Origin of the sequence: Streptomyces sp. DT224 (assembly GCF_049844595.1) — a bacterium.
Classification (GTDB): domain Bacteria; phylum Actinomycetota; class Actinomycetes; order Streptomycetales; family Streptomycetaceae; genus Streptomyces.
The window spans coordinates 51,240-72,908 of the sequence record NZ_JBNCLI010000007.1; the positions used below are offsets into that span (position 1 = coordinate 51,240).

A 21,669-nucleotide genomic window follows, 5' to 3' on the forward strand; every position below is an offset into this window, starting at 1 on the left:
TGCGCGTCCGGCCCGATGTGCGTCCGCCCCCACCGTGCCGCCGCAGGTCAACGGCGAGTTGACGGGCGTTCGCGGGGCGTGGTGGACTGCCGGAGCCATTACGGCGACAGCAGAGGAAGCCGGTGCGAATCCGGCGCGGTCCCGCCACTGTCACCGGGGAGCGGTCCCCCACCGCACGTCACGGCCCGCGCGAGCGGGCTGGAAGACCGGGGTCCCGCCGATCCGGAAGCCAGGAGACTCTCGTCGCCGTCACGTCGAACCAGGGCGCGGACCCTGAGTGAGGACATACCGCCATGCCCGGCTGCCGTGCGACCTTCTCCCCACGCCCTCTGTCGGCAGCCTCGGGTGCGGTCGGCTGAACCGTGCGTGCCGATCGCATCTACGCGTACGGCGCCACCGCCGGCCTGATCGCCGACCTGCTGCTCGGTGACCCCCGCAGGGGGCACCCGGTCGCCGCCTTCGGGCGGGCCGCCGCGGCCGTCGAGGACCGGCTCTGGCGCGACCATCGCGGCCGGGGCGCCCTGCACACCCTGATCTGCGCGGGGGGCGCCGCCGGGAGCGCCGCGCTCGCCGCCCGCGCCCTGCGCCGCCGTCCCGTCGCCTCCGTGGCCCTGACCGCCGCCGCCACCTGGTTCGTCGTCGGCGGTACGTCGCTGGGGCGCGAGGCCCGGGCCATCGGCGGGGCGCTCGCCGCCGGCGACATCGAGTCGGCCCGGGAGCGGCTGCCCCACCTGTGCGGGCGCGACCCACAGGCGCTGGACGGCCCCGGGATCGCGCGTGCCGTGGTGGAGTCCGTCGCCGAGAACACCTCGGACGCCGTGGTCGGCGCCCTCGTCTGGGGCGCCCTCGCCGGGGTCCCCGGGCTCGTCGGCTTCCGCGCCGCCAACACGCTCGACGCGATGGTCGGCCACAAGTCGCCCCGTTACCTGCGGTACGGCTGGGCATCCGCCCGGCTGGACGACCTCGCCGGCTGGCCCGGAGCCCGGCTCACCGCCCTGCTCGCCGTGGCCTCCGGCGGCCGCCCCCGGGAGGCGGTACGGGCCTGGCGGGCCGATGCCGCGAAGCACCCGAGTCCCAATGCGGGGCCCGTGGAGGCGGCGTTCGCCGGGGCGCTCGGCGTACGGCTGGGCGGGACCCTCGCGTACGGGGGGCGCGTCGAGCACCGGCCCGTGCTCAACGGGGAGGCGGGCCGTGCCGTGGAGACCGGGGACATCGAGCGCGCCGTGCGGCTCTCGCGCCGGGTGGGCGTGCTCGCCCTCGGCGTCGGCGTGGCCGCCCGGCTGGGCGCGGGGGCGGTCGCGCGCCGGATCGCGGGACGGACCGGGAGACCTCAAGGACGGAGAACGATATGAGCGGCGGACTGCTGGTCGCCGGAACCACGTCGGACGCGGGCAAGAGCGTCGTCACGGCGGGCATCTGCCGCTGGCTGGTGCGCCGGGGGGTGAAGGTCGCCCCGTTCAAGGCGCAGAACATGTCACTGAACTCCTTCGTCACCCGCGAGGGCGCCGAGATCGGCCGGGCCCAGGCGATGCAGGCCCAGGCCGCCCGCGTCGAACCGACCGCCCTGATGAACCCGGTGCTGCTCAAGCCCGGCGGCGACCGCTCCAGCCAGGTCGTCCTGATGGGGCGGCCGGTCGGCGAGATGAGCGCCCGCGGCTACCACGGCGGACGGCAGGAACAGCTGCTGTCCACCGTCACGGACTGCCTGGAGCAGCTGCGGAGCACGTACGACGCGGTGATCTGCGAGGGCGCCGGCTCACCCGCCGAGATCAACCTGCGGCGTACGGACATCGTGAACATGGGCATCGCCCGGGCCGCGCGCTTTCCGGTCGTGGTGGTCGGGGACATCGACCGGGGCGGGGTCTTCGCCTCCTTCTTCGGCACGACCGCGCTGCTCGCGCCCGAGGACCAGGAGCTGATCGCGGGGTATCTGGTCAACAAGTTCCGGGGCGACGTCTCGCTGCTGGAACCGGGCCTGGACATGCTGCGCGACCTGACGGGCCGTCCCGCATACGGGGTGCTGCCCTTCGCTCACGGGCTCGGCATCGACGAGGAGGACGGCCTGCGGGTGTCGCTGCGCGGCACCGTACGCGAGTCGGCGGTCGCCCCGCCGCACGGCGAGGACGTCCTGCGCGTCGCCGTGTGCGCCATCCCGCTGATGTCGAACTTCACGGACGTGGACGCGCTGGCCGCCGAACCGGGCGTCGTCGTGCGGTTCGTGGACCGGGCCGAGGAGCTGGCCGACGCCGACCTCGTCATCGTGCCGGGCACCCGGGGCACCGTGAAGGCGCTCGCCTGGCTGCGCGAACGCGGGCTCGCCGACGCGCTGCGGCGGCGCGCCGCCGAGGGCCGGCCGGTGCTCGGCATCTGCGGCGGCTACCAGATCCTCGGGGAGCACATCGAGGACGAGGTCGAGTCGCGCGCCGGGCGGGTCGACGCGCTCGGCCTGCTGCCCGTGCGCGTCCGCTTCGACCGCGAGAAGACCCTCGCCCGGCCGTCCGGCCAGGCGCTCGGCGCGCCCGTCGAGGGGTACGAGATCCATCACGGCGTCGCCGAAGTGGGCGGCGGGGAGCCGTTCCTGACGGACGGCCGGGGCACCCCGCTGGACGGCTGCCGGTCCGGTGCCGTCTGGGGCACCCACTGGCACGGTTCGCTGGAGAGCGACGCCTTCCGCCGCCTCTTCCTGGCCGAGGTCGCCCGGCTCACCGGCCGCCGCTTCGTGCCCGCGCCCGACACCTGCTTCGCCGGCCTGCGCGAGGAACAGCTCGACCGCCTCGGCGACCTGATCGAGGAACACGCGGACACCGACGCGCTGTGGCGGCTCATCGAGTCGGGCGCGCCGTCCGGTCTGCCGTTCATCCCGCCGGGAGCGCCCGCCACCCCCGTCAAGGAGGCCCTGTGAGTACGCCTTACCCCTTCACCGCCATCGTCGGCCAGGACGACCTGCGGCTCGGGCTGCTGCTCAACGCGGTCAGCCCGGCCGTGGGCGGGGTCCTGGTCCGCGGCGAGAAGGGCACCGCCAAGTCGACCGCCGTACGCGCGCTGGCCGCGCTGATGCCGGAGGTCCCCGTCGTGCCGGGGTGCCGCTTCTCGTGCGACCCCGCCGCGCCCGATCCGGCGTGTCCGGACGGCCCGCACGAGGACGTCTCCGGCGTGTCGCGGGCGGCGCGGACCGTGGAGCTGCCGGTCGGCGCCTCCGAGGACCGGCTCGTCGGGGCGCTCGACATCGAACGGGCCCTCGCGGAGGGCGTCAAAGCCTTCGAACCGGGGCTGCTCGCGGACGCGCACCGCGGAATCCTGTACGTGGACGAGGTCAACCTCCTCCACGACCATCTGGTCGACCTCTTGCTGGACGCCGCGGCCATGGGGGCCTCGTACGTGGAGCGCGAGGGCGTCTCCGTACGGCACGCGGCGCGGTTCCTGCTCGTCGGGACGATGAACCCGGAAGAGGGCGAGCTGCGCCCCCAACTGCTCGACCGGTTCGGGCTGACCGTCGAGGTCGCGGCGTCCCGGGAGACGGACCAGCGGGTGGAGGTGGTGCGGCGGCGGCTCGCCTACGAGGACGACCCGGCGGCCTTCGCGGCGCGCTGGGCCGGCGAGGAAGCGGAGTTGCGGGACCGGATCACGGCCGCGCGGGCGCTGTTGCCCGACGTGGTGCTCGGCGACAAGGCGTTGCGGCAGATCGCGGCGACCTGCGCGGCCTTCGAGGTCGACGGGATGCGCGCGGACATCGTCATGGCCAGGACCGCGACCGCGCTGGCCGCGTGGGCGGGGCGCACCGACGTAGGTGCCGAGGACGTCCGGCAGGCGGCGCTGCTCGCGCTCCCCCACCGGCGCAGGCGGAATCCCTTCGACGCGCCGGGCCTCGACGAGGACAAACTGGACGACACGCTGGAGCAGAACGGCGGCGGGGACGACGAGCCGGAGCCGGACGGGCCTGGTGGCGGCGGGGGCGGCGGGGGCCTTCCGCCCCAGGGGGACGGGCCCGACACGCCGCCCGCGCCCGCCGACGGGGCGGACGACACGCCCGGGGTCCCCTTGCCCGGGCAGGGCGGCGAGCAGCAGCCCGTACGGGCCGGTGAGCCGTTCCGTACGAAGATGCTGAGCGTGCCCGGTCTCGGCGAGGGCGCGGCGGGGCGGCGGTCCCGGGCGCGCACCGAGCACGGGCGGACGACGGGCGCGCGGCGGCCCGAGGGCGCGCTGACGAAGCTGCATCTGGCGGCGACGGTCCTGGCCGCCGCCCCGCACCAGCGGGCACGGGGCCGGTCCGGCCGGGGGCTCGTGGTGCGGCGGGACGACCTGCGGCAGGCGACGCGGGAGGGGCGCGAGGGCAACCTCGTGCTGTTCGTCGTGGACGCCTCCGGGTCGATGGCCGCCCGGCAGCGCATGGGCGCCGTGAAGGGCGCGGTGCTGTCCCTGCTGATGGACGCCTACCAGCGGCGCGACAAGGTCGGTCTCGTCACCTTCCGGGGCCGGGGCGCGGAGGTGGCGCTGCCGCCGACCTCGTCGGTGGACGCGGCGGCGGCCCGGCTCGCATCGCTGCCGACGGGCGGGCGCACCCCGGTGGCCGCCGGGCTGCTGAAGGCGCACGACGTGCTGCGGGTGGAGCGGCTGCGCGACCCGTCCCGGCGGCCCCTGCTGGTCGTGGTGACGGACGGGCGGGCGACCGGCGGGCCGGACCCGGTGGCGCTGGCCGCGCGGGCCGCCCGGCTGCACGCGGCCGAGGGCACGGCGTCGGTCGTCGTGGACTGCGAGGCGGGTCCGGTACGGCTGGGGCTCGCGGCGGATCTCGCGGCCCGGCTGGGCGGCACCGCCGTCACGCTGGACGAGCTGCGCGCCGAGTCGATCGCCGGGCTGGTCAAGGACGTCCGGGGCGCGGGCCGCGGGCACACCGACAGGAGGGTCGCGTAATGCCGCAGGGACAGCCGGAGAGCGTGCCGGACGACGGACTCACCACCCGGCAGCGGCGCAACCGGCCGCTGCTGATGGTGCACACCGGCATCGGCAAGGGGAAGTCGACCGCGGCCTTCGGGCTCGCGCTGCGCGCCTGGAACCAGGGGTGGCCCATCGGGGTCTTCCAGTTCGTCAAGTCGGCGAAGTGGAAGGTCGGCGAGGAGAACGCCCTGAAGGTACTCGGCGCGAGCGGCGAGGGCGGTTCCGTCGCCTGGCACAAGATGGGCGAGGGCTGGTCCTGGGTCCAGCGCGACGACCAGACGGACAACGAGGCGAAGGCCCGCGAGGGCTGGGAGCAGGTCAAGCGCGACCTGGCCGCCGAGACGTACCGGCTGTACGTGCTGGACGAGTTCGCCTATCCCCTGCACTGGGGGTGGATCGACACCGACGAGGTCGTCTCGGTGCTGCGCGACCGCCCCGGCACGCAGCACGTGGTGATCACCGGCCGCAACGCGCCCGCCGCGCTGCTGGAGGCGGCGGACCTGGTCACGGAGATGTCGAAGGTCAAGCACCCGATGGACGCCGGGCAGAAGGGCCAGAGGGGCATCGAGTGGTGAACATCCCCCGCCTGGTCGTCGCCGCGCCCTCGTCCGGGAGCGGCAAGACCACCGTCGCCACCGGGCTGATGGCCGCGTTCGCCGCGCGCGGGCTCGCCGTGTCCGGGCACAAGGTGGGCCCCGACTACATCGACCCCGGCTTCCACACGCTCGCGACGGGGCGCCCCGGACGCAACCTCGACGCGTACATGTCCGGGCCCGAGCTGATCGCTCCGCTGTTCGCGCACGGCGCGCGGGGGTGCGGGCTGGCCGTCGTCGAGGGCGTGATGGGGCTGTACGACGGCGCCTCGGGGCTCGGCGAGCTGGCGTCCACCGCGCATGTGGCGAAGCTGCTGCGGGCGCCGGTGGTGCTCGTCGTGGACGCGTCCTCGCAGTCGCGGTCGGTGGCGGCGCTGGTGCACGGGTTCGCGTCCTGGGACGCGGAGGTGCGGATCGGCGGGGTGATCCTGAACAAGGTGGGGTCCGACCGGCACGAGGCGCTGTTGCGGGAGGCGTTGGAGGAGTCGGGGGTGCCGGTGCTGGGGGTGCTCCGGCGGGTGGAGGGGGTTGCTGTGCCGTCGCGGCATCTGGGGCTGGTGCCGGTGGCGGAGCGGCGGTCCGACGCGGTGGCCGCTGTCGCGGCGATGGCGGGGCAGGTGGCCGCTGGGTGCGACCTGGAGGGGTTGCTGGCGCTGGCCCGGTCCGCGCCCGCGTTGCCCGGTGGGGGGTGGTCCGCCGATGAGGCGGTGGCGCCGGAAGGCATGCCTGAGGGGCGGACGGACGGGCGCCCCCTCGTCGCCGTCGCCGGTGGGGCCGCTTTCACCTTCTCGTACGCGGAGAACACCGAGTTGCTCGCCGCCGCGGGGGCCGACGTCGTGGCCTTTGATCCGCTGCGGGACGAGGCGTTGCCGCCGGGGACCCGGGGCGTGGTCATCGGGGGCGGGTTCCCCGAGGTGTACGCGCCCGAGCTGTCGGCCAACGAAGCGTTGCGGAAGGACGTGGCCGAGGCGGCGCTGTCGGGGGCGCCGGTGGCCGCCGAGTGCGCCGGGTTGCTGTATCTGGCGCGGTCGTTGGACGGGCTGCCGATGTGCGGGGTGCTCGACGCCGGCGCGCGGATGACCAAGCGGCTGACGCTCGGCTACCGGGACGCCGTGGCGCTCACCGACAACGTGCTGGCGCCCGCCGGGGCCCGGATGCGGGGGCACGAGTTCCACCGGACCGTCATCGAGCCCGGTGCGGGCGACGAGCCCGCCTGGGGCATGCACCGGCCCGAGCGGCGCGTGGAGGGGTTCGTCCGGGGCAACGTACACGCGAGCTACCTGCACACCCACTGGGCCGCGTCGCCCGGCACCGCCGCACGCTTCGTCGAGCGGTGCCGGGGGTGAACACGGGGGCGGGATCACTGCGCGAGGCCCACCACCAGCCAGATGAAGCACACCCCGGCCACCGTGCACAGCAGCGTGGAGCGGGCCGGGTGGTCGTGGTGGGCCTCGGGCAGGATCTCGGCGGCGGCGAGGTAGAGGAGCGCGCCGCCGAAGAAGCCGAGATAGCAGCCGAGCAGTTCCTCCGGCAGGGTGAACAGCAGCGTCGTCGCCGCCCCGACGACGGGCGCCGCCGCGTCCGCGAAGAGCATCGTGAGGGCCCTGCGGCGGGCGTTCCCGTAGAGGCTGGTGATCGTGTACGTGTTGAAGCCGTCCGCGAAGTCGTGCGTGATCACGGCGAGCGCGACGGCCGCCCCCATCCCGCCGCCGACCTGGAAGGCCGCGCCGAGCGCCACTCCGTCCATCAGGCTGTGGCCGACCATCGCGGCCGCCGCCGTCAGCCCGACCTGCGGGACGCGCTCCTCGGCCGCCCCATGTGCCGCCTGGCGCACCGCGAGCAGCCGCTCGACCAGGTGGGCGACGAGGAAGCCGCCGACGAACAGCAGCAGCGCCGCCGGGACGCCGAAGACCAGGCCGCCCGCCGCCTCGACCGCCTCGGGCAGCAGGTCCAGGCCGACCACGCCGAGCATCAGCCCGCCGGCCAGGCCGAGGACCAGGTGGCGGCGGTCGCTGACGCGCTGGGCGACCCAGCCGCCCGCCAGGGTCATCAGGAACGCGCCGAGCGCGACGAACACCGCCATGGCCTCTTGCTAGCCGATGGACCCCGCTCCGCGCATCTCGGCGCGCTCGTCGTCGGGGTCGGCGCCTCCCGGGGCGTCAGTGCCGACGAGGTGGCCGGGCTCGTTCTGGAGGTGCTGCGGGAGGCGGGGCTCACGGAGATCGCCGAGTTGGTCACCGTAACGGCGAAGGCCCGTGAGCCGGGGCTGCTGGCCGCCGCCGTCCGGCTCGGCGTCCCGCTGCGCGCCTACCCGGCGGAGGTGCTCGCCCGGGTCCCCGTCCCGCACCCCTCCGGCGCGGCGCTCGCCGCTCTGGGCACCCCCTCGGTGGCCGAGGCCGCCGCTCTCGCCGAGGGCGGCCAACTCCTCGTTCCCAAAAGGACGTCACGGCCGCGCGACGGGCGCCCGCCGATGGCCACCTGTGCGGTCGCGCGCCGGCCCGCCGGGGGGATTCCGTGAAGCGTCGCGACCGTTGCGTGAAACAGGGTGCGGGGCGCATAGTCGTCCTGCCGGAGTCCACCCAGGTCACGGCGCACACCCCCACATCACACCCCCACCACGGCGGTCATGCACACTCCCACTGAGAGTCCCGACGCGACAGGCACGGGCACCCACGATCTGCGTCACCACGGCGACGCCGAAGTACGCGGACGGGGCCGGGATCTGACCGATCTCGCCGTCAACGTACGGGCCGGCACCCCGCCGGCCTGGCTGAAGGAGCGCATAGCCGGCTCCCTGGGCACGCTCGCCGCGTACCCGGACGGCCGCGAGGCCCGCGAGGCCGTTGCCGCGCGGCACGGACTTCCTCCCGACCGCGTGCTCTTGACGGCGGGTGCGGCGGAGGCGTTCGTCCTGATCGCCCGCGCGCTGCCCGCCCGGCGGCCGTACGTGGTGCACCCTCAGTTCACCGAGCCGGAGGCCGCGCTGCGCGCGGCCGGGCACGAGGTGGGGCGGGTGCTGCTGCGGGCCGAGGACGACTTCCGGCTCGACCCGGCGGACGTGCCCGACGACGCCGACCTGGTGGTCGTCGGCAACCCGACCAACCCGACGTCCGTCCTCCATCCCGCCGCCGTCCTCGAACGCCTGGCGCGTCCCGGGCGGACCCTGGTGGTGGACGAGGCGTTCATGGACGCGGTGCCGGGCGAACGCGAGGCCCTGTGCGGGCGTACGGACGTCCCCGGGCTCGTCGTCCTGCGCAGTCTCACCAAGACCTGGGGGCTCGCCGGGCTCCGCATCGGTTACGTGGCGGCCGCCCCGGAGACGATCCGCGCCCTGGAGGCGGCGCAGCCGCTGTGGCCGGTGTCGTCGCCCGCGCTGGCGGCGGCGGAGGCGTGCGTGGAGCCCCGGGCGCTGGCGGAGGCCGCCGGTGCGGCGGACCGGGTCGTGGTGGACCGGGCCCATCTGGTGGCCGGGCTGCGGGAGTTCTCGGAGGTCCGGGTGGTGGAGCCGGCCGAGGGGCCGTTCGTGCTCATCCGTCTCGACGGGGCCGCCGAGATAAGGGAGCGGCTGCGGATGCTGGGGTTCGCGGCGCGGCGAGGAGATACGTTTCCGGGGCTCGGGGACGGCTGGCTCCGGCTGGCGGTACGCGACCGGACGACGACCAACCGCTTCCTGCAGGCGCTGGACCTGGCACTCCAGGCGCTGACGGTGGCGGGGCGGTAGGACGGCGGGCGGGGGTGAGCGGTGCTCCCGGGGGTGGGCGGTGCTCTGGGTGGTGGGCGGTGCTCCAGGTGGTGAGCGGCGCGCTGCACCCTGAGCCCCGCGCCAATGGGCGAGCGGCGCTCCCAGTAGTGGGTAGTGCTCCAGTGTGAGAGCGGCGCGCTGTTTCCCGAGCACCGCTCCCATGGGTGAGCGGTGATCCCGGTCCGGATCGGCGCTCCAACAGGCGAGCGGCGCCCCCACGGAGCGCCGCTCACCATCCCCTCCCCCCGGGTCCCTCCCTGGCCGTCAGCCTCGGGCGCGGCGGCGGGTCAGGACCATGGCGCCCGCACCGGCCGCCAGCAGCAGTGCCGCGCCGCCCGCGATGTACGGGGTGTTGGAGCTGCTCCCCGTCTCGGCCAGGTCCGCGTCGGTGGCGGCCGGGGCCTGGCCCGTACCGGTCTGGGTCTTCACGTCGCCGCCGGTGGAGCCGGCCTTGTCGCCACCGCCCGTGGAACCGCCGTTCCCGGAACCGCCGTCCGTCGAACCGCCCCCGGTCGCGCCCCCGTTGCCGTTGCCCCCGTTGTCACCGCCGCCGTTTCCGCTCCCGCCGTTCTCGTTCCCGCCGTTGTGGCCGCCGCCGTTGTCACCGCCGCCCGTGTGGCCGCCGTGGCCCTTCGGGGTTTCGCAGGTGGCCTCCGCGAGCGTGACCTCGCCCTCGACGTCCGCGACGTTCAGCTTGCCCGGGTTGACCGACACCTTCAGCTGGAGGGCCACCGCCGCGGCCGTGCGCGAGGTGGTCTCCGTCCTGGACAGGTCCAGCGTCACCTCGCCGACCTGCGGCACCGCCACCCGCGTGGTGCCCCCGGCCGTGAGCGTGACGCGCTTGCCGAGCACCGACACGTGCCCGAGCACGTTGGACTCGGCGACGGGCCTGCTGCCCACCTCGCAGACCGCCTTCGAGGTGACCTTCTCGACCTCGATCAGCGGGAACACCGACAGGCCCGGCAGGCTGACCCGCGCCTTGGCGAGGTTGCTGTAGCCGGCCGCCCGGTGCTTGTCGGCAGTGGCCTTCGCGGTGGCCACGTCCGCCTTGAGGACGCTGAACGGCCTTCCGCGGTCCACCCCGTCGAGCCGCACGCTGAGCGCGGTCTCCTCGGCGGTGCGCGGTGCCCGCACCTCGTTGAGCGTGACCTTCAACGGCACGTCGACCGTCTTGTTGAGGAGGGAGACGTCGAGTGCGGTGCGGAGCACGACCGCGCTCGCCTTCCCGCCGCCGTCGGCCGTGGTGGTCGTCGCGGGGGCGGCATGGGCCGGGGCCGTGACCAGAAGGGCGACGGGAGCTGCGGCGACCGCCAGGGCGGCGAGGCGGAAGGTGTTGCTGTTCAAGATGGTGGAACCCCCACAGGAGACATGGAGCCACCGGCGCGCCGTCCAATGGGGGACATCGCGGGCGCCGGTGGCCTCGACTCCGTGAATCTTTACGCACAGAGGGTGAACTGGCGGACACCTGAGGCCAGTTCACTCCAAAGGGGGGTTTCCGCGTCTGTATTCGAATATTCCGGCACGTGCGTTCCTCGGGTTCACCCGTTTCACTGAGCACCGGGGCGTTACGGACCGCGCGAGGGCGACCCGTAACGTCACCTCCCCGCATGCGCGGAAGAGGTTCAACGAGCGAGCCGCCCTCCGGTCACTGCTGGTCAACGCGGTGCGTCAGCCGATCACGCGCCCGTTCAGGACGACCCGGCGCGGCCCGGCCAGCACCCGCACGTCCGCCCGCGGGTCCTCGTCGTACACCACGAGGTCGGCCGGTGCCCCCTCCTCCAGGCCGGGCCTGCCGAGCCAGGCCCGCGCCCCCCAGGTCGTCGCGGACAGCGCCTCCAGGGCCGGGATGCCCGCCTTGACCAGCTCCGCGACCTCGTCGGCCACCAGGCCGTGCGCCAGGACCCCGCCCGCGTCGGTGCCGACGAAGACCGGCACCCCGGCGTCGTAGGCGGCGCGCACGGTGTCGTAGCGGCGTTCGTGGAGCCGCCGCATATGGGCGGACCAGCGCGGGAACTTCGCCTCGCCGCTCTGCGCGAGCGAGGGGAAGGTGGCGATGTTGACCAGCGTGGGGACGATCGCCACACCGCGCTCGGCGAAGAGCGGGATCGTGTCCTCGGTGAGGCCCGTGGCGTGCTCGACGCAGTCGATCCCGGCCTCCACCAGGTCGCGCAGCGAGTCCTCCGCGAAGCAGTGCGCGGTGACGCGGGCGCCCAGCCGGTGCGCCTCCGCGATGGCCGCCTCGACCGCCTCGCGCGGCCAGAGCGCCGTCAGGTCGCCCACCTCCCGGTCGATCCAGTCGCCGACGAGCTTGACCCAGCCGTCGCCCCGGCGCGCCTCCTGGGCCACGTAGGCGACGAGCTCACCGGGCTCGACCTCCCAGGCGTAGTTACGGGTGTAGCGGCGGGGCCGGGCGATGTGCCGGCCGGCCCGGATGATCTTCGGCAGGTCCTCGCGGTCGTCGATCCACCGGGTGTCGGCGGGCGAACCCGCGTCGCGCAGGAGCAGCGCCCCGGCCTCCCGGTCGGCCAGGGCCTGCTTCTCGCTGGTCGCCGCGTCGACGGCGCCGTGGTGGTCGAGTCCGACGTGGCAGTGGGCGTCGACCAGGCCGGGCAGGGCCCAGCCGGTGACGGTGACGGCGTCGTCCGCGCCGGGCGGCCGCTCGTAGGTGATCCGGCCGCCGGCCGCCCAGAGCTCGTCCCTGACCTCCTCGGGTCCGACGAGCACCCGCCCCTTCACATGCAGCACCCGCGATGCCTCGTGATCACTCATGCACAGCACTGTACGAGGGGCCCACCACGTCCGGCATGCCCTGTCCCGGCCCGCCCGAGCGGTGCTGGGTACTCTCGGAGGCGCCCGGTCAGCAGGCCGGAGCCCGCCGACCGAAACCGAAGAGAGCACCGCCGTGACGCACCCCTTCCTCGACCTCGCTCCGCTGACCGCCGCGCACTTCGCGGCGATCGAGCGGCGGGTGGCCGGTCTGCTGGCCACCGAGCAGGACGTCGTCATCATGCAGGGCGAGGCGCTGCTGCCCCTGGAGGGCTGCATCCGGGGCGGCGCCCGGCCCGGCTCGACGGCGCTCAACGTCGTGACCGGCCCCTACGGGCAGACCTTCGGGAACTGGCTGCGCGACTGCGGGGCCGAGGTCGTGGACCTGGAGGTGCCGTTCCACACGGCCGTCACCGCGGACCAGGTCGCGAAGGCGCTGGCCGCGCGCCCGGAGATCGACTTCGTCTCCCTGGTGCACGCCGAGGCGGCGACCGGGAACACCAACCCGGTCGCGGAGATCGGCGAGGTGGTGCGGGCGCACGGCGCGCTGTTCATGCTGGACGCGGTCGCCTCGGTGGGCGCCGAGCCGCTGCTGCCGGACGCCTGGGGCGTGGACCTGTGCGTGATCGGGGCGCAGAAGGCGATGGGCGGCCCGGCCGGGGTCTCGGCGGTGTCGGTGAGCGCGCGGGCCTGGGAGCGGATCGCCGCCAACCCGCAGGCGCCGCGCCGGTCCTACCTGTCGCTCCTCGACTGGAAGGAGCGCTGGATCGACGGGGGCCGCAAGGCGCTGCTGCACGCCCCGGCCCAGCTGGAGATGCTGGCCCTGGAAGCGTGCGTGGAGCGGATCGAGGCGGAGGGCCTGGACGCGCTGACGGCCCGTCACGCGGCGGCCGCCGCGGCCACCCGCGCCGGTGCGCTGGCGCTGGGCGGCGGCCTGACCCCCTACGTGCACGAGGCACGGGACGCGGCGCCGGTGGCGACCACGCTGCGCACGCCCGAGGGCGTGGACGCCTCCGAGCTGGTCGCGCGGGCGCTCGCGGGTGAGCCCTCGCTGCCGCTGATCGCGGGCGGGGGCGCGCTGGCCAAGGAGATGATCCGGGTCAATCACTACGGGGTGGATGCGACGCGGGGCGCGGTGCTCGCCTCGCTCGCGGCTCTGGGGTCGGCGCTGGCCGGAACCGGCCGGCAGGTCGATCTGGAGGCTGCCCGGAAGGCCGTTTCGGAAACCTGGCCCAGCGCGTAAAAATCGCACCCGTCAAAGAATGCGGGGAGCTGCCTGAATCAGAGCAGCTCCCCGCATTCTTATGCCCGCTTCTTCCGGGGCTAAACACCCCAGTTCTCACCTTGCTTCCGGACCTCATTCCGGTTGTGTGTGGAGAGAGTTATGGGCTTGTGACCGACTCCACACAGTCGGAGATTTGCCCGAAAAATACCGGACAGAACGCCAGAAAACCAAGGCAGCTCGCGCCGGTGCGCGCACCCGCCTGATAACACAGGCGAATGCCTCACCCAACCCCTTGCGTCGATGCAATTTAGAAATTTGCTGGGTAAATTCAAATGCCATGACCGCCGCACCAGCAGATTTTGCACGTGCCCGAAGCGAATTCCTTACGATCGACACGCCACGAGTGGAGGACGGAGCCGCGATCTGGCGCATCGCCCGCGACTCCGAGGTCCTGGACCTCAACTCCTCGTACAGCTACCTGCTGTGGTGTCGTGACTTCGCGGCGACCTCCGTGGTCGCCCGTGACGAGACCGGCTCCCCGGTCGCCTTCGTGACGGGGTACATCAGGCCGGACCGTCCCGAGACGCTCGTCGTCTGGCAGGTGGCCGTCGACCATGGCCACCGCGGTACGGGCCTGGCGGCGAAGCTGCTGAACTCCCTGACCGCGCGGGTCGCCGCCGAACAGGGCCTGGCCTGGGTCGAGACGACCGTCACCCCCGACAACACCGCATCGGACCGCCTGTTCACCTCCTACGCGCGGCGCCACGACGTGGCCCTGGAGCGCGAGGTGCTCTTCGACGGCGGACTGTTCCCCGAAGGCACCCATCTGCCGGAAGTGCTGTACCGCATCGGCCCGTTCCACGCCTGAGCGCGCACTTCCCCCGCCGGGCCGCCGGCCCGCCGCAGCTTCCTTCAACGCCGCCCGTCACACCCCCTCACGCAGGAGACCCGCTGTGACCATCACCCCGCCTGCCCTCAGTGTCTTCGAGACCCTCGAGTCCGAGGTCCGGAGCTACTGCCGCGGCTGGCCCGCCGTGTTCGACCGCGCCCAGGGCGCCCGGCTGACCGACGAGGACGGCCACTCGTACCTGGACTTCTTCGCCGGTGCGGGCTCGCTCAACTACGGCCACAACAACCCGGTGCTCAAGCGCGCGCTGATCGACTACATCGAACGCGACGGCATCACGCACGGCCTCGACATGGCCACCACCGCCAAACGCGCCTTCCTGGAGACCTTCCAGAACGTCGTGCTGCGCCCCCGCGACCTGCCGTACAAGGTGATGTTCCCCGGCCCGACGGGCACCAACGCCGTCGAGTCGGCCCTGAAGCTGGCCCGCAAGGTCAAGGGGCGCGAGTCCGTCGTCTCCTTCACCAACGCCTTCCACGGCATGTCGCTCGGCTCGCTGGCCGTGACCGGCAACGCGTTCAAGCGGGCCGGTGCCGGTATCCCGCTGGTGCACGGCACGCCGATGCCGTTCGACAACTACTTCGACGGCCAGGTCCCCGACTTCCTCTGGTTCGAGCGGCTCCTGGAGGACCAGGGCTCCGGGCTCAACCACCCGGCCGCCGTGATCGTGGAGACCGTCCAGGGCGAGGGCGGCATCAACGTGGCCCGTGCCGAGTGGCTGCGCGCGCTCCAGGAGCTGTGCCACCGCCAGGACATGCTGCTGATCGTCGACGACATCCAGATGGGCTGCGGCCGTACCGGCGGCTTCTTCTCCTTCGAGGAGGCCGGCATCACGCCGGACATCGTGACGCTGTCGAAGTCCATCAGCGGCTACGGACTGCCCATGTCGCTCTGCCTGTTCAAGCCGGAGCTGGACGTCTGGGAGCCGGGCGAGCACAACGGCACGTTCCGCGGCAACAACCCCGCGTTCGTCACCGCCGCCGCCGCGCTGGACGCCTACTGGGCCGACGGCCAGATGGAGAAGCAGACGCTGGCCCGCGGCGAGCAGGTCGAGCAGACGATGCTGGCCATCTGCGGCGAGCACGAGAGCGCCCGGTTCCGGGGCCGCGGTCTGGTCTGGGGCCTGGAGTTCGAGGACCCGGCGCGCGCCTCCGCGGTCTGCGCCCGCGCGTTCCAGCTGGGACTGCTCCTGGAGACCTCCGGCCCGCAGAGCGAGGTCGTGAAGCTGCTGCCGCCGCTCACCATCACGCCCGAGGAGCTGGACGAGGGCCTGCGCACGCTGGCCCGTGCCGTCCGGGAGACCGCCTGACGGCCCGGACCGCACACCTCACCTTCGTAGAGAGAAAGGCATCGAACCACCGTGATCGTCCGATCGTTCGCCGACGTCGAGAACACCGACCGGCACATCAAGGCCGCCTCCGGGACCTGGGAGAGCAAGCGCATCGTGCTCGCCCAGGAGAAGGTCGGCTTCTCGCTCCACGAGACCATCATGTACGCGGGTACCGAGACGTCGATGTGGTATGCGAACCACATCGAGGCGGTCCTCTGCGTCGAGGGCGAGGCCGAGCTCACCAACGACGAGACCGGTGAGAAGCACTGGATCACGCCGGGCACCATGTACCTGCTCGACGGCCACGAGCGACACACGATGCGGCCCAAGTCCGACTTCCGCTGCGTCTGCGTCTTCAACCCGCCGGTCACCGGACGGGAGGAGCACGACGAGAACGGTGTCTACCCACTGCTGACCGAGGAGGGCTGAACCCATGACCACCGACGTACGCACCGACCTGTACCCCTCGCGCGGCGCCGCCGAGATGACCACTCCCCGCCAGGACCCGGTCATCTGGTCCGCGCCGGGCGCCCCGGGCCCCATCACCGCCAAGGAGCTCCAGGGCTACGAGCACGACGGCTTCCTCACCGTCGACCAGCTGATCGCCCCGGACGAGGTGGCCGGCTACTACGCCGAGCTGGAGCGGCTGATCGCCGACCCGGCCGTCCGCGCCGACGAGCGCTCCATCATCGAACCGAAGTCGCAGTCCGTGCGCTCGGTCTTCGAGGTCCACCGGATCAGCGAGGTCTTCGCCCGGCTGGTCAGCGACGAGCGCGTGGTGGGCCGGGCCCGTCAGATCCTCGGTTCGGACGTCTACGTCCACCAGTCGCGGATCAACGTCAAGCCCGGCTTCGGTGCCTCGGGGTTCTACTGGCACTCGGACTTCGAGACCTGGCACGCGGAGGACGGTCTGCCGAACATGCGGACGGTGTCCGTGTCGATCGCGCTGACCGAGAACCACGACACCAACGGCGGGCTGATGATCATGCCCGGCTCGCACAAGTCGTTCCTCGGCTGCGCGGGTGAGACGCCGAAGGACAACTACAAGAAGTCGCTCCAGATGCAGGACGCGGGCACCCCGTCCGACGAGGCGCTGACGAAGATGGCCGACCGGCACGGCATCAAGCTCTTCACGGGCAAGGCCGGTTCGGCGACCTGGTTCGACTGCAACGCGATGCACGGCTCGGGCGACAACATCACGCCGTACCCGCGCAGCAACGTGTTCATCGTGTTCAACAGCGTGGAGAACACCGCGCAGGAGCCGTTCGCGGCGCCGATCCGCCGCCCGGAATTCATCGGGGCGCGCGACTTCACGCCGGTGAAGTAGCTTCCGGCAGGCCCTTGGTGGGGGTGGGACGGCGGACCGTCCCACCCCACCGGCATATCCGCTGGACCGGGCCGGGAACAGCGGCAACAGTGACCGCATGACTTCCCACGTACAGCACATCACCATCGACTGCGCCGACGCCTACGCCCTGGGCACCTTCTGGGCGGCCGTGCTCGGCGCCCCGCTCTCCGGCGAGGACCGCCCCGGCGACCCCGAGGCCCTGGTCGAAGCGCCGGGCGCCGCCCTCCTGTTCGTCACGGTGCCGGACCGCAAGCGGACCAAGAACCGCGTCCACCTGGACATCCGGCCCGAGGACCGCACCCGGGACGAGGAGGTCGAGCGGCTGCTGGCCCTCGGCGCGACCCTGGCCGCCGACCACCGCAAGCCGAACGGACGGGGCTGGGCGACGCTGGCGGACCCGGAGGGCAACGAGTTCTGCGTGGAGTGCGGCGCGGCCGAGCGCGCGGCACTCAGCGGTGCCCGGCTCCCGGTCACCGCGGACGACGTGACCGAGGCGGTACGGCTGACGGTCGACGCCCTCGCCGCCGCCGCGGACGCCGACTGGCGGGTCCCGGCCGGGACGCTGACGTGGGACTGCTGGGAGACCGCGGAGCACCTGAGCGACGACCTGTTCGCGTACGCCGTCCAGCTCGGCCCGCGTACGCCGTCGGTGGAGACCTACCTGCCCTACCACTGCACCCCCCGGCGCGAGGGCGGCCCGTGGAACTCGGTCTTCGCGGACCCGGACGCGGGCGTGGCCGGGCTGCTCCAGACCGTGGAGGCGAGCGGCGCGCTGCTGGCCGCGATGGTCCGTACGGCCTCCCCGGCCACCCGCTCGTTCCACAGCTACGGGGTCTCCGACCCGGAGGGCTTCGCGGCGATGGGGATCGTGGAGACCCTGGTGCACGCCCATGACATCGCCTCGGCCCTGGGCGTCTCCTGGGAGCCGCCCGCCGGGCTGTGCGACCGGGCGCTGGCCCGGCTCTTCCCCGGGGCGCCGGACGACGAGGACCGGTGGGCCGTGCTGCTCTGGTCCACCGGTCGCGCCGAGCTGCCCGGCCGCGAGCGCGTGACGTCGTGGAAGTGGCGCAGCGCCCCGCTGGAGGCGGCCGGGCAGGCGTGATCCCCGCCGGCTACCTGTGGGAGAACCAGTTCGCCGCGGGCAGCAGCTTCTGGTCGTACCCGAACAGGGCCTGGTTCTCCCAGGCGTTGCCGGACGACGGGTCGGCGGGGTCCCAGCCGCTGCCGCTGACGGCGGTCCAGGCCGGCTCCCAGTACACCGCGCCCAGGCCCCGGCCACCGGGTACGGCCTCGACGACGTTCAGCACGTCGCGGAGGTTGGCCGCCTGGCCGGCCGGCGTGGCCGGGTAGCCGCTGACCAGCTGGTCCGCGGTGGCGATGTTGTTCTCCAGGCCGTCGGCGTCGGCGAGGGTGTGGGCGTAGGCGGTCTCGGCGACCAGCACCGGCTTGCCGTAGCGGGAGGCGGCGTCGTCCAGGTTGGTCTGGAGGCCGGAGAGCGGCCCGTGCCAGTAGCCGTAGTACGAGAGCGCGATGACGTCGAAGGGCACGCCGTACGCCACCGCGTTGTCGAACCACCAGCGGGTGCCCGCGTTGTCGCCGCCCTTGGCCAGGTGCAGGGCCACCTTCGTACCGGAGGAGACGGCCTTGGCCGCGTTCGCTCCGGAGGTCAGCAGTCCGGCGAGCTGGGACCAGTGGTCGGTGGACCCCTCGGGCCAGAGCATCCCGGCGTTGATCTCGTTGCCGATCTGCACCATGTCCGCGGTGGTGCCCTGCGCCTTCAGCGCCTTCAGCACGTCGTACGTGTGGTTGTAGACGTCCGTCCGCAGCTGCGCGTAGCCGTGTCCGGACCAGGCGGCGGGCTTGTTCTGCTTGCCGGGGTCCGCCCAGCTGTCGGAGTAGTGGAAGTCGACGAGCACCTTCATGCCGAGGGTCTTGGCGCGCTTGGCCATGGCCAGGACGTGCGCCTTGTCGTTGAAGCCGTCGGCCGGATTCACCCACACCTTGAGGCGGACGTAGTTCATCCCCGCGGACCTGAGGAGGCTCATCGCGTTCCCGGCGGTGCCGTTCGCGCTCCGGTAGACGGCACCGTGCGCCTCGTTCTTCGGGAGGGTGGAGAGATCGCCGCCCTTCACGGTCAGGCCGGTCGCGCCGGGGGCGAAGGAGATGTCGTCGAAGTTGGCCCACTCCCCCGCGTGGGCGTCGGAGTTCAGGCTGATGGTGCAGGCGCCGCCGACCACCTTCACGGAGGTGACGAGGCGGATCCAGGCGCCGTTCGCGGTGGGGGGCAGATCGGTGCGCTGTTCGGTGCTGCCGCAGTTGCGCAGGGCGATGTAGGCCGAGTTCTGGCCGCCGCCGGACCGCACCCAGGCACTCAGGGTGTAGGTGCCGTCGGTGAGCCCGGTGAGGTACTGGTACGTCTCCACCTTGTAGGCGGAGGCGGACCAGTGGCTGAGCCGGGTGCTGCCGCCGTGGCCGCCGGCCTCGGTGAACGAGGCGGCGTTCTGCCCGCCCGCCGAGTAGGTCGACCAGCCGGTGGAGCCCGATTCGAACCCGGGGTCGGCGAGGGTGGTGGCGGCGTGGGCCGGCTGGGCGGGGAGCGCGGCCAGCAGGAGGCCGGAGAGCGAGGCGGCCAGTACCGCTGCCCTCTTCCTGCCGTGCTTCGTTGCGTACATCGTCGATGTCCCTTCGACCGTGCGCGGGAGTTGCCTTGAGGTGGAGCGGTCGTGCGTCCTCAGCCGCCGAGCCGGACGACGCGGACGGCACCCGCCGGAACGGCGAGTTCGCCCGAGACGGGCTCCGCGGTGAGGAGTTCGGTGCCGGGGGCGTCGAGCGGCACCTTCGCCTCGTCCCCGGTGTGGTTGATGAGGAAGAGGTACGTGCCGCTCTCGCCGGTCCGGGTGACGGCCTCGACGTCGTACGGGAGATAGGTGCGGGGCGCGATGCCGGCGTCCTCGCAGGCCCGGTCGAGGACGGCGTCCAGGTCCGCGCCGCTCAGCCGGGTGGAGACGTACCAGGCGGTGCCCTCGCCGAGGCGGTGGCGGGTGACGGCGGGGCGGCCCGCCGGGATGCCGTTCGCGTAGGACCACACGGTCTCGGCGCCGCGCGGGATCACCACGTCCGACCAGAGGTCACCGGTGAGCTCCGGGCCCTCCGGGGCGCCCTCGGGGGTGATCAGGCGGACCGTCTCCCCCTCGGCGAGCGGCGAGAACTCCTCGACGGTCAGCCCCAGCACGTCGCGGAGCGGGCCCGGGTACGGGCCGGGGTGCACGGCGTCGTTCGTGTCGACGATGCCGGAGAAGTACGAGACGACGAGGGTGCCGCCGCCCTCCACGTACCGGCGCAGGTTGCGGCCCGTCTCCTCGGTGGCGAGGTAGAGGGCCGGGACGACGACCAGGGGGTGGCCGGACAGGTCGGCGTCGGGGTGGGCGAAGTCGACGGTGAGGTGGCGGTCGTAGAGCGAGGCGTAGAACGTGTCGGCGCGCTCGCGGGCGTCGTGGTCCTGGCTGGGGCGCCACTCCAGGGACTGCGCCCACCAGGACTGCCAGTCCCAGACCATGGCCGCGTCGGCGACGGTCCGGGTGGCGCGGATCTCGTCGAGGAGGCCGAGGTCCGCGCCCAGCCGGGAGACCTCGCGCCAGATCCGGGAGTCGGTGCCGGCGTGCGGGAGCATCGCCGAGTGGAACTTCTCCGCGCCGCGCCGGGACTGCCGCCACTGGAAGAACATCGCGCCCTCGGAACCGCGGGCGACGTGGGAGAGGCTGTTGCGGGCCATCTCGCCGGGCCGCTTGGCGGGGTTGCGGGGCTGCCAGTTGACGCCGCCGGCGGAGTGTTCGAGGAGCAGCCAGGGGGCGCCGCCCGCCACCGAGCGGGTGAGGTCGGCGGCCATGGCGAGGTTGACGTGGGTGCGGCGGCCGTCGGTGATCAGGTAGTGGTCGTTGGTGACGAGGTCGACCTCGCGCCCCCAGGCCCAGTAGTCCACCGACTCGCACTGGCTGAGCGCGGTCATGAAGTTGGTGGTGACGGGGATGCCGGGGGCGTGGCGGTGCAGCAGGTCGCGCTCGGCGCGGAAGTTCTCCCGCATGGTGGCGTCGGCGAAGCGCGCGTAGTCGAGCTGCTGGGCGGGGTTGCCGACGGTCGGGGTGGCGCGGGGCGGGTCGATCTCCTCGAAGTCGCGGTAGCGCTGGCCCCAGAAGGCCGTCCCCCAGGCTTCGTTGACGGCCTCGACGGAGCCGTGACGGGCGGTGAGCCAACGGCGGAAGTGGGCGGCGCAGCCGTCGCAGTAGCAGGCGCTGACCGGGACGCCGTACTCGTTGTGGACGTGCCACAGGGCGAGAGCCGGGTGGTTGCCGTACCGGCGGGCGAGCTGTTCGGTGATGCCGGCGGCGGCGGCCCGGTAGTCCGGGTTGCTGTGGCAGATCGCGCCGCGTGAGCCGAAGGCGTAGCGGACCCCGTCCCGGCTGACGGGCAGCGCGTCCGGGTGCGCGCGATAGAACCAGGCGGGCGGGGCGACGGTGGGGGTGCCGAGGTCCGCGCGGATGCCGTTCTCGTGCAGCAGGTCCAGCAGCCGGTCGAGCCAGCCGAAGTCGTAGCGGCCGGGCCCGGGTTCCAGCAGGGCCCAGGAGAAGATCCCGACGCTGACCATGGTGACACCGGCCTCCCGCATGAGGCGCACGTCCTCGTGCCAGACCTCCTCCGGCCACTGCTCGGGGTTGTAGTCGCCGCCGAAGGCCAGCTGGTGCAGACCCTTCGGGAAAGTCGCGCGAGGGGTGTGCGGCATGGGCGTCTCCTGGGCTCTTCGCAACAAATACTGGGAACGTGCACAC

General features: G+C 73.3%; 18 protein-coding genes and 1 riboswitch. Of the genes, 13 read left to right on the forward strand and 5 right to left on the reverse strand.

The window, feature by feature from the left end:
- Positions 1–113: 113 nt before the first annotated feature.
- Positions 114–239: riboswitch (cobalamin riboswitch) on the forward strand.
- A 123-nt stretch (positions 240–362) separates the two neighbouring features.
- Genes ACLQ2N_RS18510 through ACLQ2N_RS18530 form a run of 5 tightly spaced genes read left to right on the forward strand, consistent with a single transcriptional unit; the run spans position 363 to position 6,874 of the window.
- Positions 363–1,352, forward strand: a complete 990-nt coding sequence (locus tag ACLQ2N_RS18510; protein WP_425814328.1) for a cobalamin biosynthesis protein — start codon at positions 363–365, stop codon at positions 1,350–1,352.
- The gene (locus ACLQ2N_RS18515) at positions 1,349–2,902 is read left to right on the forward strand and encodes a cobyric acid synthase (RefSeq protein ID WP_425814330.1); all 1,554 of its coding nucleotides are present in this window, start codon (positions 1,349–1,351) and stop codon (positions 2,900–2,902) included. Before ACLQ2N_RS18510 ends, ACLQ2N_RS18515 begins: the two co-directional genes overlap by 4 nt.
- Entirely contained in the window at positions 2,899–4,911 is a 2,013-nt protein-coding gene (locus tag ACLQ2N_RS18520) for a putative cobaltochelatase (protein ID WP_425814332.1), read from the forward strand. Before ACLQ2N_RS18515 ends, ACLQ2N_RS18520 begins: the two co-directional genes overlap by 4 nt.
- Positions 4,911–5,510 (forward strand): cob(I)yrinic acid a,c-diamide adenosyltransferase, encoded by a 600-nt coding sequence (gene cobO, locus ACLQ2N_RS18525; protein WP_425814334.1) that lies wholly within the window; start codon positions 4,911–4,913, stop codon positions 5,508–5,510. Before ACLQ2N_RS18520 ends, cobO begins: the two co-directional genes overlap by 1 nt.
- Positions 5,504–6,874, forward strand: coding sequence for a cobyrinate a,c-diamide synthase (locus ACLQ2N_RS18530; RefSeq protein WP_425814336.1), 1,371 nt, complete (start codon positions 5,504–5,506; stop codon positions 6,872–6,874). Before cobO ends, ACLQ2N_RS18530 begins: the two co-directional genes overlap by 7 nt.
- Positions 6,875–6,888: 14 nt before the next feature.
- Here ACLQ2N_RS18530 and ACLQ2N_RS18535 read toward each other — a convergent pair whose 3' ends face one another.
- Entirely contained in the window at positions 6,889–7,611 is a 723-nt protein-coding gene (locus ACLQ2N_RS18535; protein WP_073968386.1) for a ZIP family metal transporter, read from the reverse strand.
- A gap of 6 nt (positions 7,612–7,617) precedes the next feature.
- Between ACLQ2N_RS18535 and ACLQ2N_RS18540 the strand changes: the two genes are divergently transcribed.
- The gene (locus tag ACLQ2N_RS18540) at positions 7,618–8,046 is read left to right on the forward strand and encodes a cobalamin biosynthesis protein (protein WP_425814338.1); all 429 of its coding nucleotides are present in this window, start codon (positions 7,618–7,620) and stop codon (positions 8,044–8,046) included.
- A gap of 108 nt (positions 8,047–8,154) precedes the next feature.
- Positions 8,155–9,249, forward strand: coding sequence for an Rv2231c family pyridoxal phosphate-dependent protein CobC (gene cobC, locus ACLQ2N_RS18545; RefSeq protein ID WP_425814340.1), 1,095 nt, complete (start codon positions 8,155–8,157; stop codon positions 9,247–9,249).
- 285 nt (positions 9,250–9,534) lie between these two features.
- On the opposite strand, the gene ACLQ2N_RS18550 is transcribed toward cobC, so the two are convergent.
- Positions 9,535–10,614 carry an SCO1860 family LAETG-anchored protein gene (locus ACLQ2N_RS18550; RefSeq protein WP_425814342.1) on the reverse strand — a complete coding sequence of 360 codons (1,080 nt, stop codon included), beginning with the start codon at positions 10,612–10,614 and terminating at the stop codon, positions 9,535–9,537.
- A 324-nt stretch (positions 10,615–10,938) separates the two neighbouring features.
- Positions 10,939–12,039, reverse strand: coding sequence for an amidohydrolase family protein (locus tag ACLQ2N_RS18555; protein ID WP_425814344.1), 1,101 nt, complete (start codon positions 12,037–12,039; stop codon positions 10,939–10,941).
- Between the two features lie 133 nt (positions 12,040–12,172).
- Here ACLQ2N_RS18555 and ACLQ2N_RS18560 point away from each other — a divergent pair, with 133 nt between their 5' ends.
- The 6 genes from ACLQ2N_RS18560 to ACLQ2N_RS18585 all read left to right on the forward strand — a co-directional run bounded on the left by ACLQ2N_RS18560 (position 12,173) and on the right by ACLQ2N_RS18585 (position 17,948).
- Positions 12,173–13,279, forward strand: coding sequence for a pyridoxal-phosphate-dependent aminotransferase family protein (locus ACLQ2N_RS18560; protein ID WP_425814346.1), 1,107 nt, complete (start codon positions 12,173–12,175; stop codon positions 13,277–13,279).
- A gap of 319 nt (positions 13,280–13,598) precedes the next feature.
- On the forward strand, positions 13,599–14,129 hold the full coding sequence (gene ectA, locus ACLQ2N_RS18565; RefSeq protein WP_425814348.1) for a diaminobutyrate acetyltransferase: 531 nt from the start codon (positions 13,599–13,601) through the stop codon (positions 14,127–14,129).
- A gap of 85 nt (positions 14,130–14,214) precedes the next feature.
- Complete coding sequence (gene ectB, locus ACLQ2N_RS18570) at positions 14,215–15,477, forward strand: diaminobutyrate--2-oxoglutarate transaminase (protein ID WP_425814350.1); 1,263 nt, start codon at positions 14,215–14,217, stop codon at positions 15,475–15,477.
- Between the two features lie 51 nt (positions 15,478–15,528).
- Positions 15,529–15,927 (forward strand): ectoine synthase, encoded by a 399-nt coding sequence (locus ACLQ2N_RS18575; RefSeq protein WP_425814352.1) that lies wholly within the window; start codon positions 15,529–15,531, stop codon positions 15,925–15,927.
- Positions 15,928–15,931: 4 nt separating this feature from the next.
- Complete coding sequence (gene thpD, locus ACLQ2N_RS18580) at positions 15,932–16,825, forward strand: ectoine hydroxylase (protein WP_425814354.1); 894 nt, start codon at positions 15,932–15,934, stop codon at positions 16,823–16,825.
- Between the two features lie 97 nt (positions 16,826–16,922).
- Positions 16,923–17,948, forward strand: a complete 1,026-nt coding sequence (locus ACLQ2N_RS18585) for a VOC family protein (RefSeq protein WP_425814356.1) — start codon at positions 16,923–16,925, stop codon at positions 17,946–17,948.
- Positions 17,949–17,958: 10 nt separating this feature from the next.
- On the opposite strand, the gene ACLQ2N_RS18590 is transcribed toward ACLQ2N_RS18585, so the two are convergent.
- Both ACLQ2N_RS18590 and ACLQ2N_RS18595 read right to left on the reverse strand, forming a co-directional pair.
- Complete coding sequence (locus ACLQ2N_RS18590; protein WP_425814358.1) at positions 17,959–19,518, reverse strand: glycoside hydrolase family 53 protein; 1,560 nt, start codon at positions 19,516–19,518, stop codon at positions 17,959–17,961.
- Between the two features lie 59 nt (positions 19,519–19,577).
- Positions 19,578–21,623: a beta-galactosidase gene (locus ACLQ2N_RS18595; RefSeq protein ID WP_425814360.1), complete on the reverse strand. Its 2,046-nt coding sequence runs from the start codon at positions 21,621–21,623 to the stop codon at positions 19,578–19,580.
- Positions 21,624–21,669: the final 46 nt, after the last annotated feature.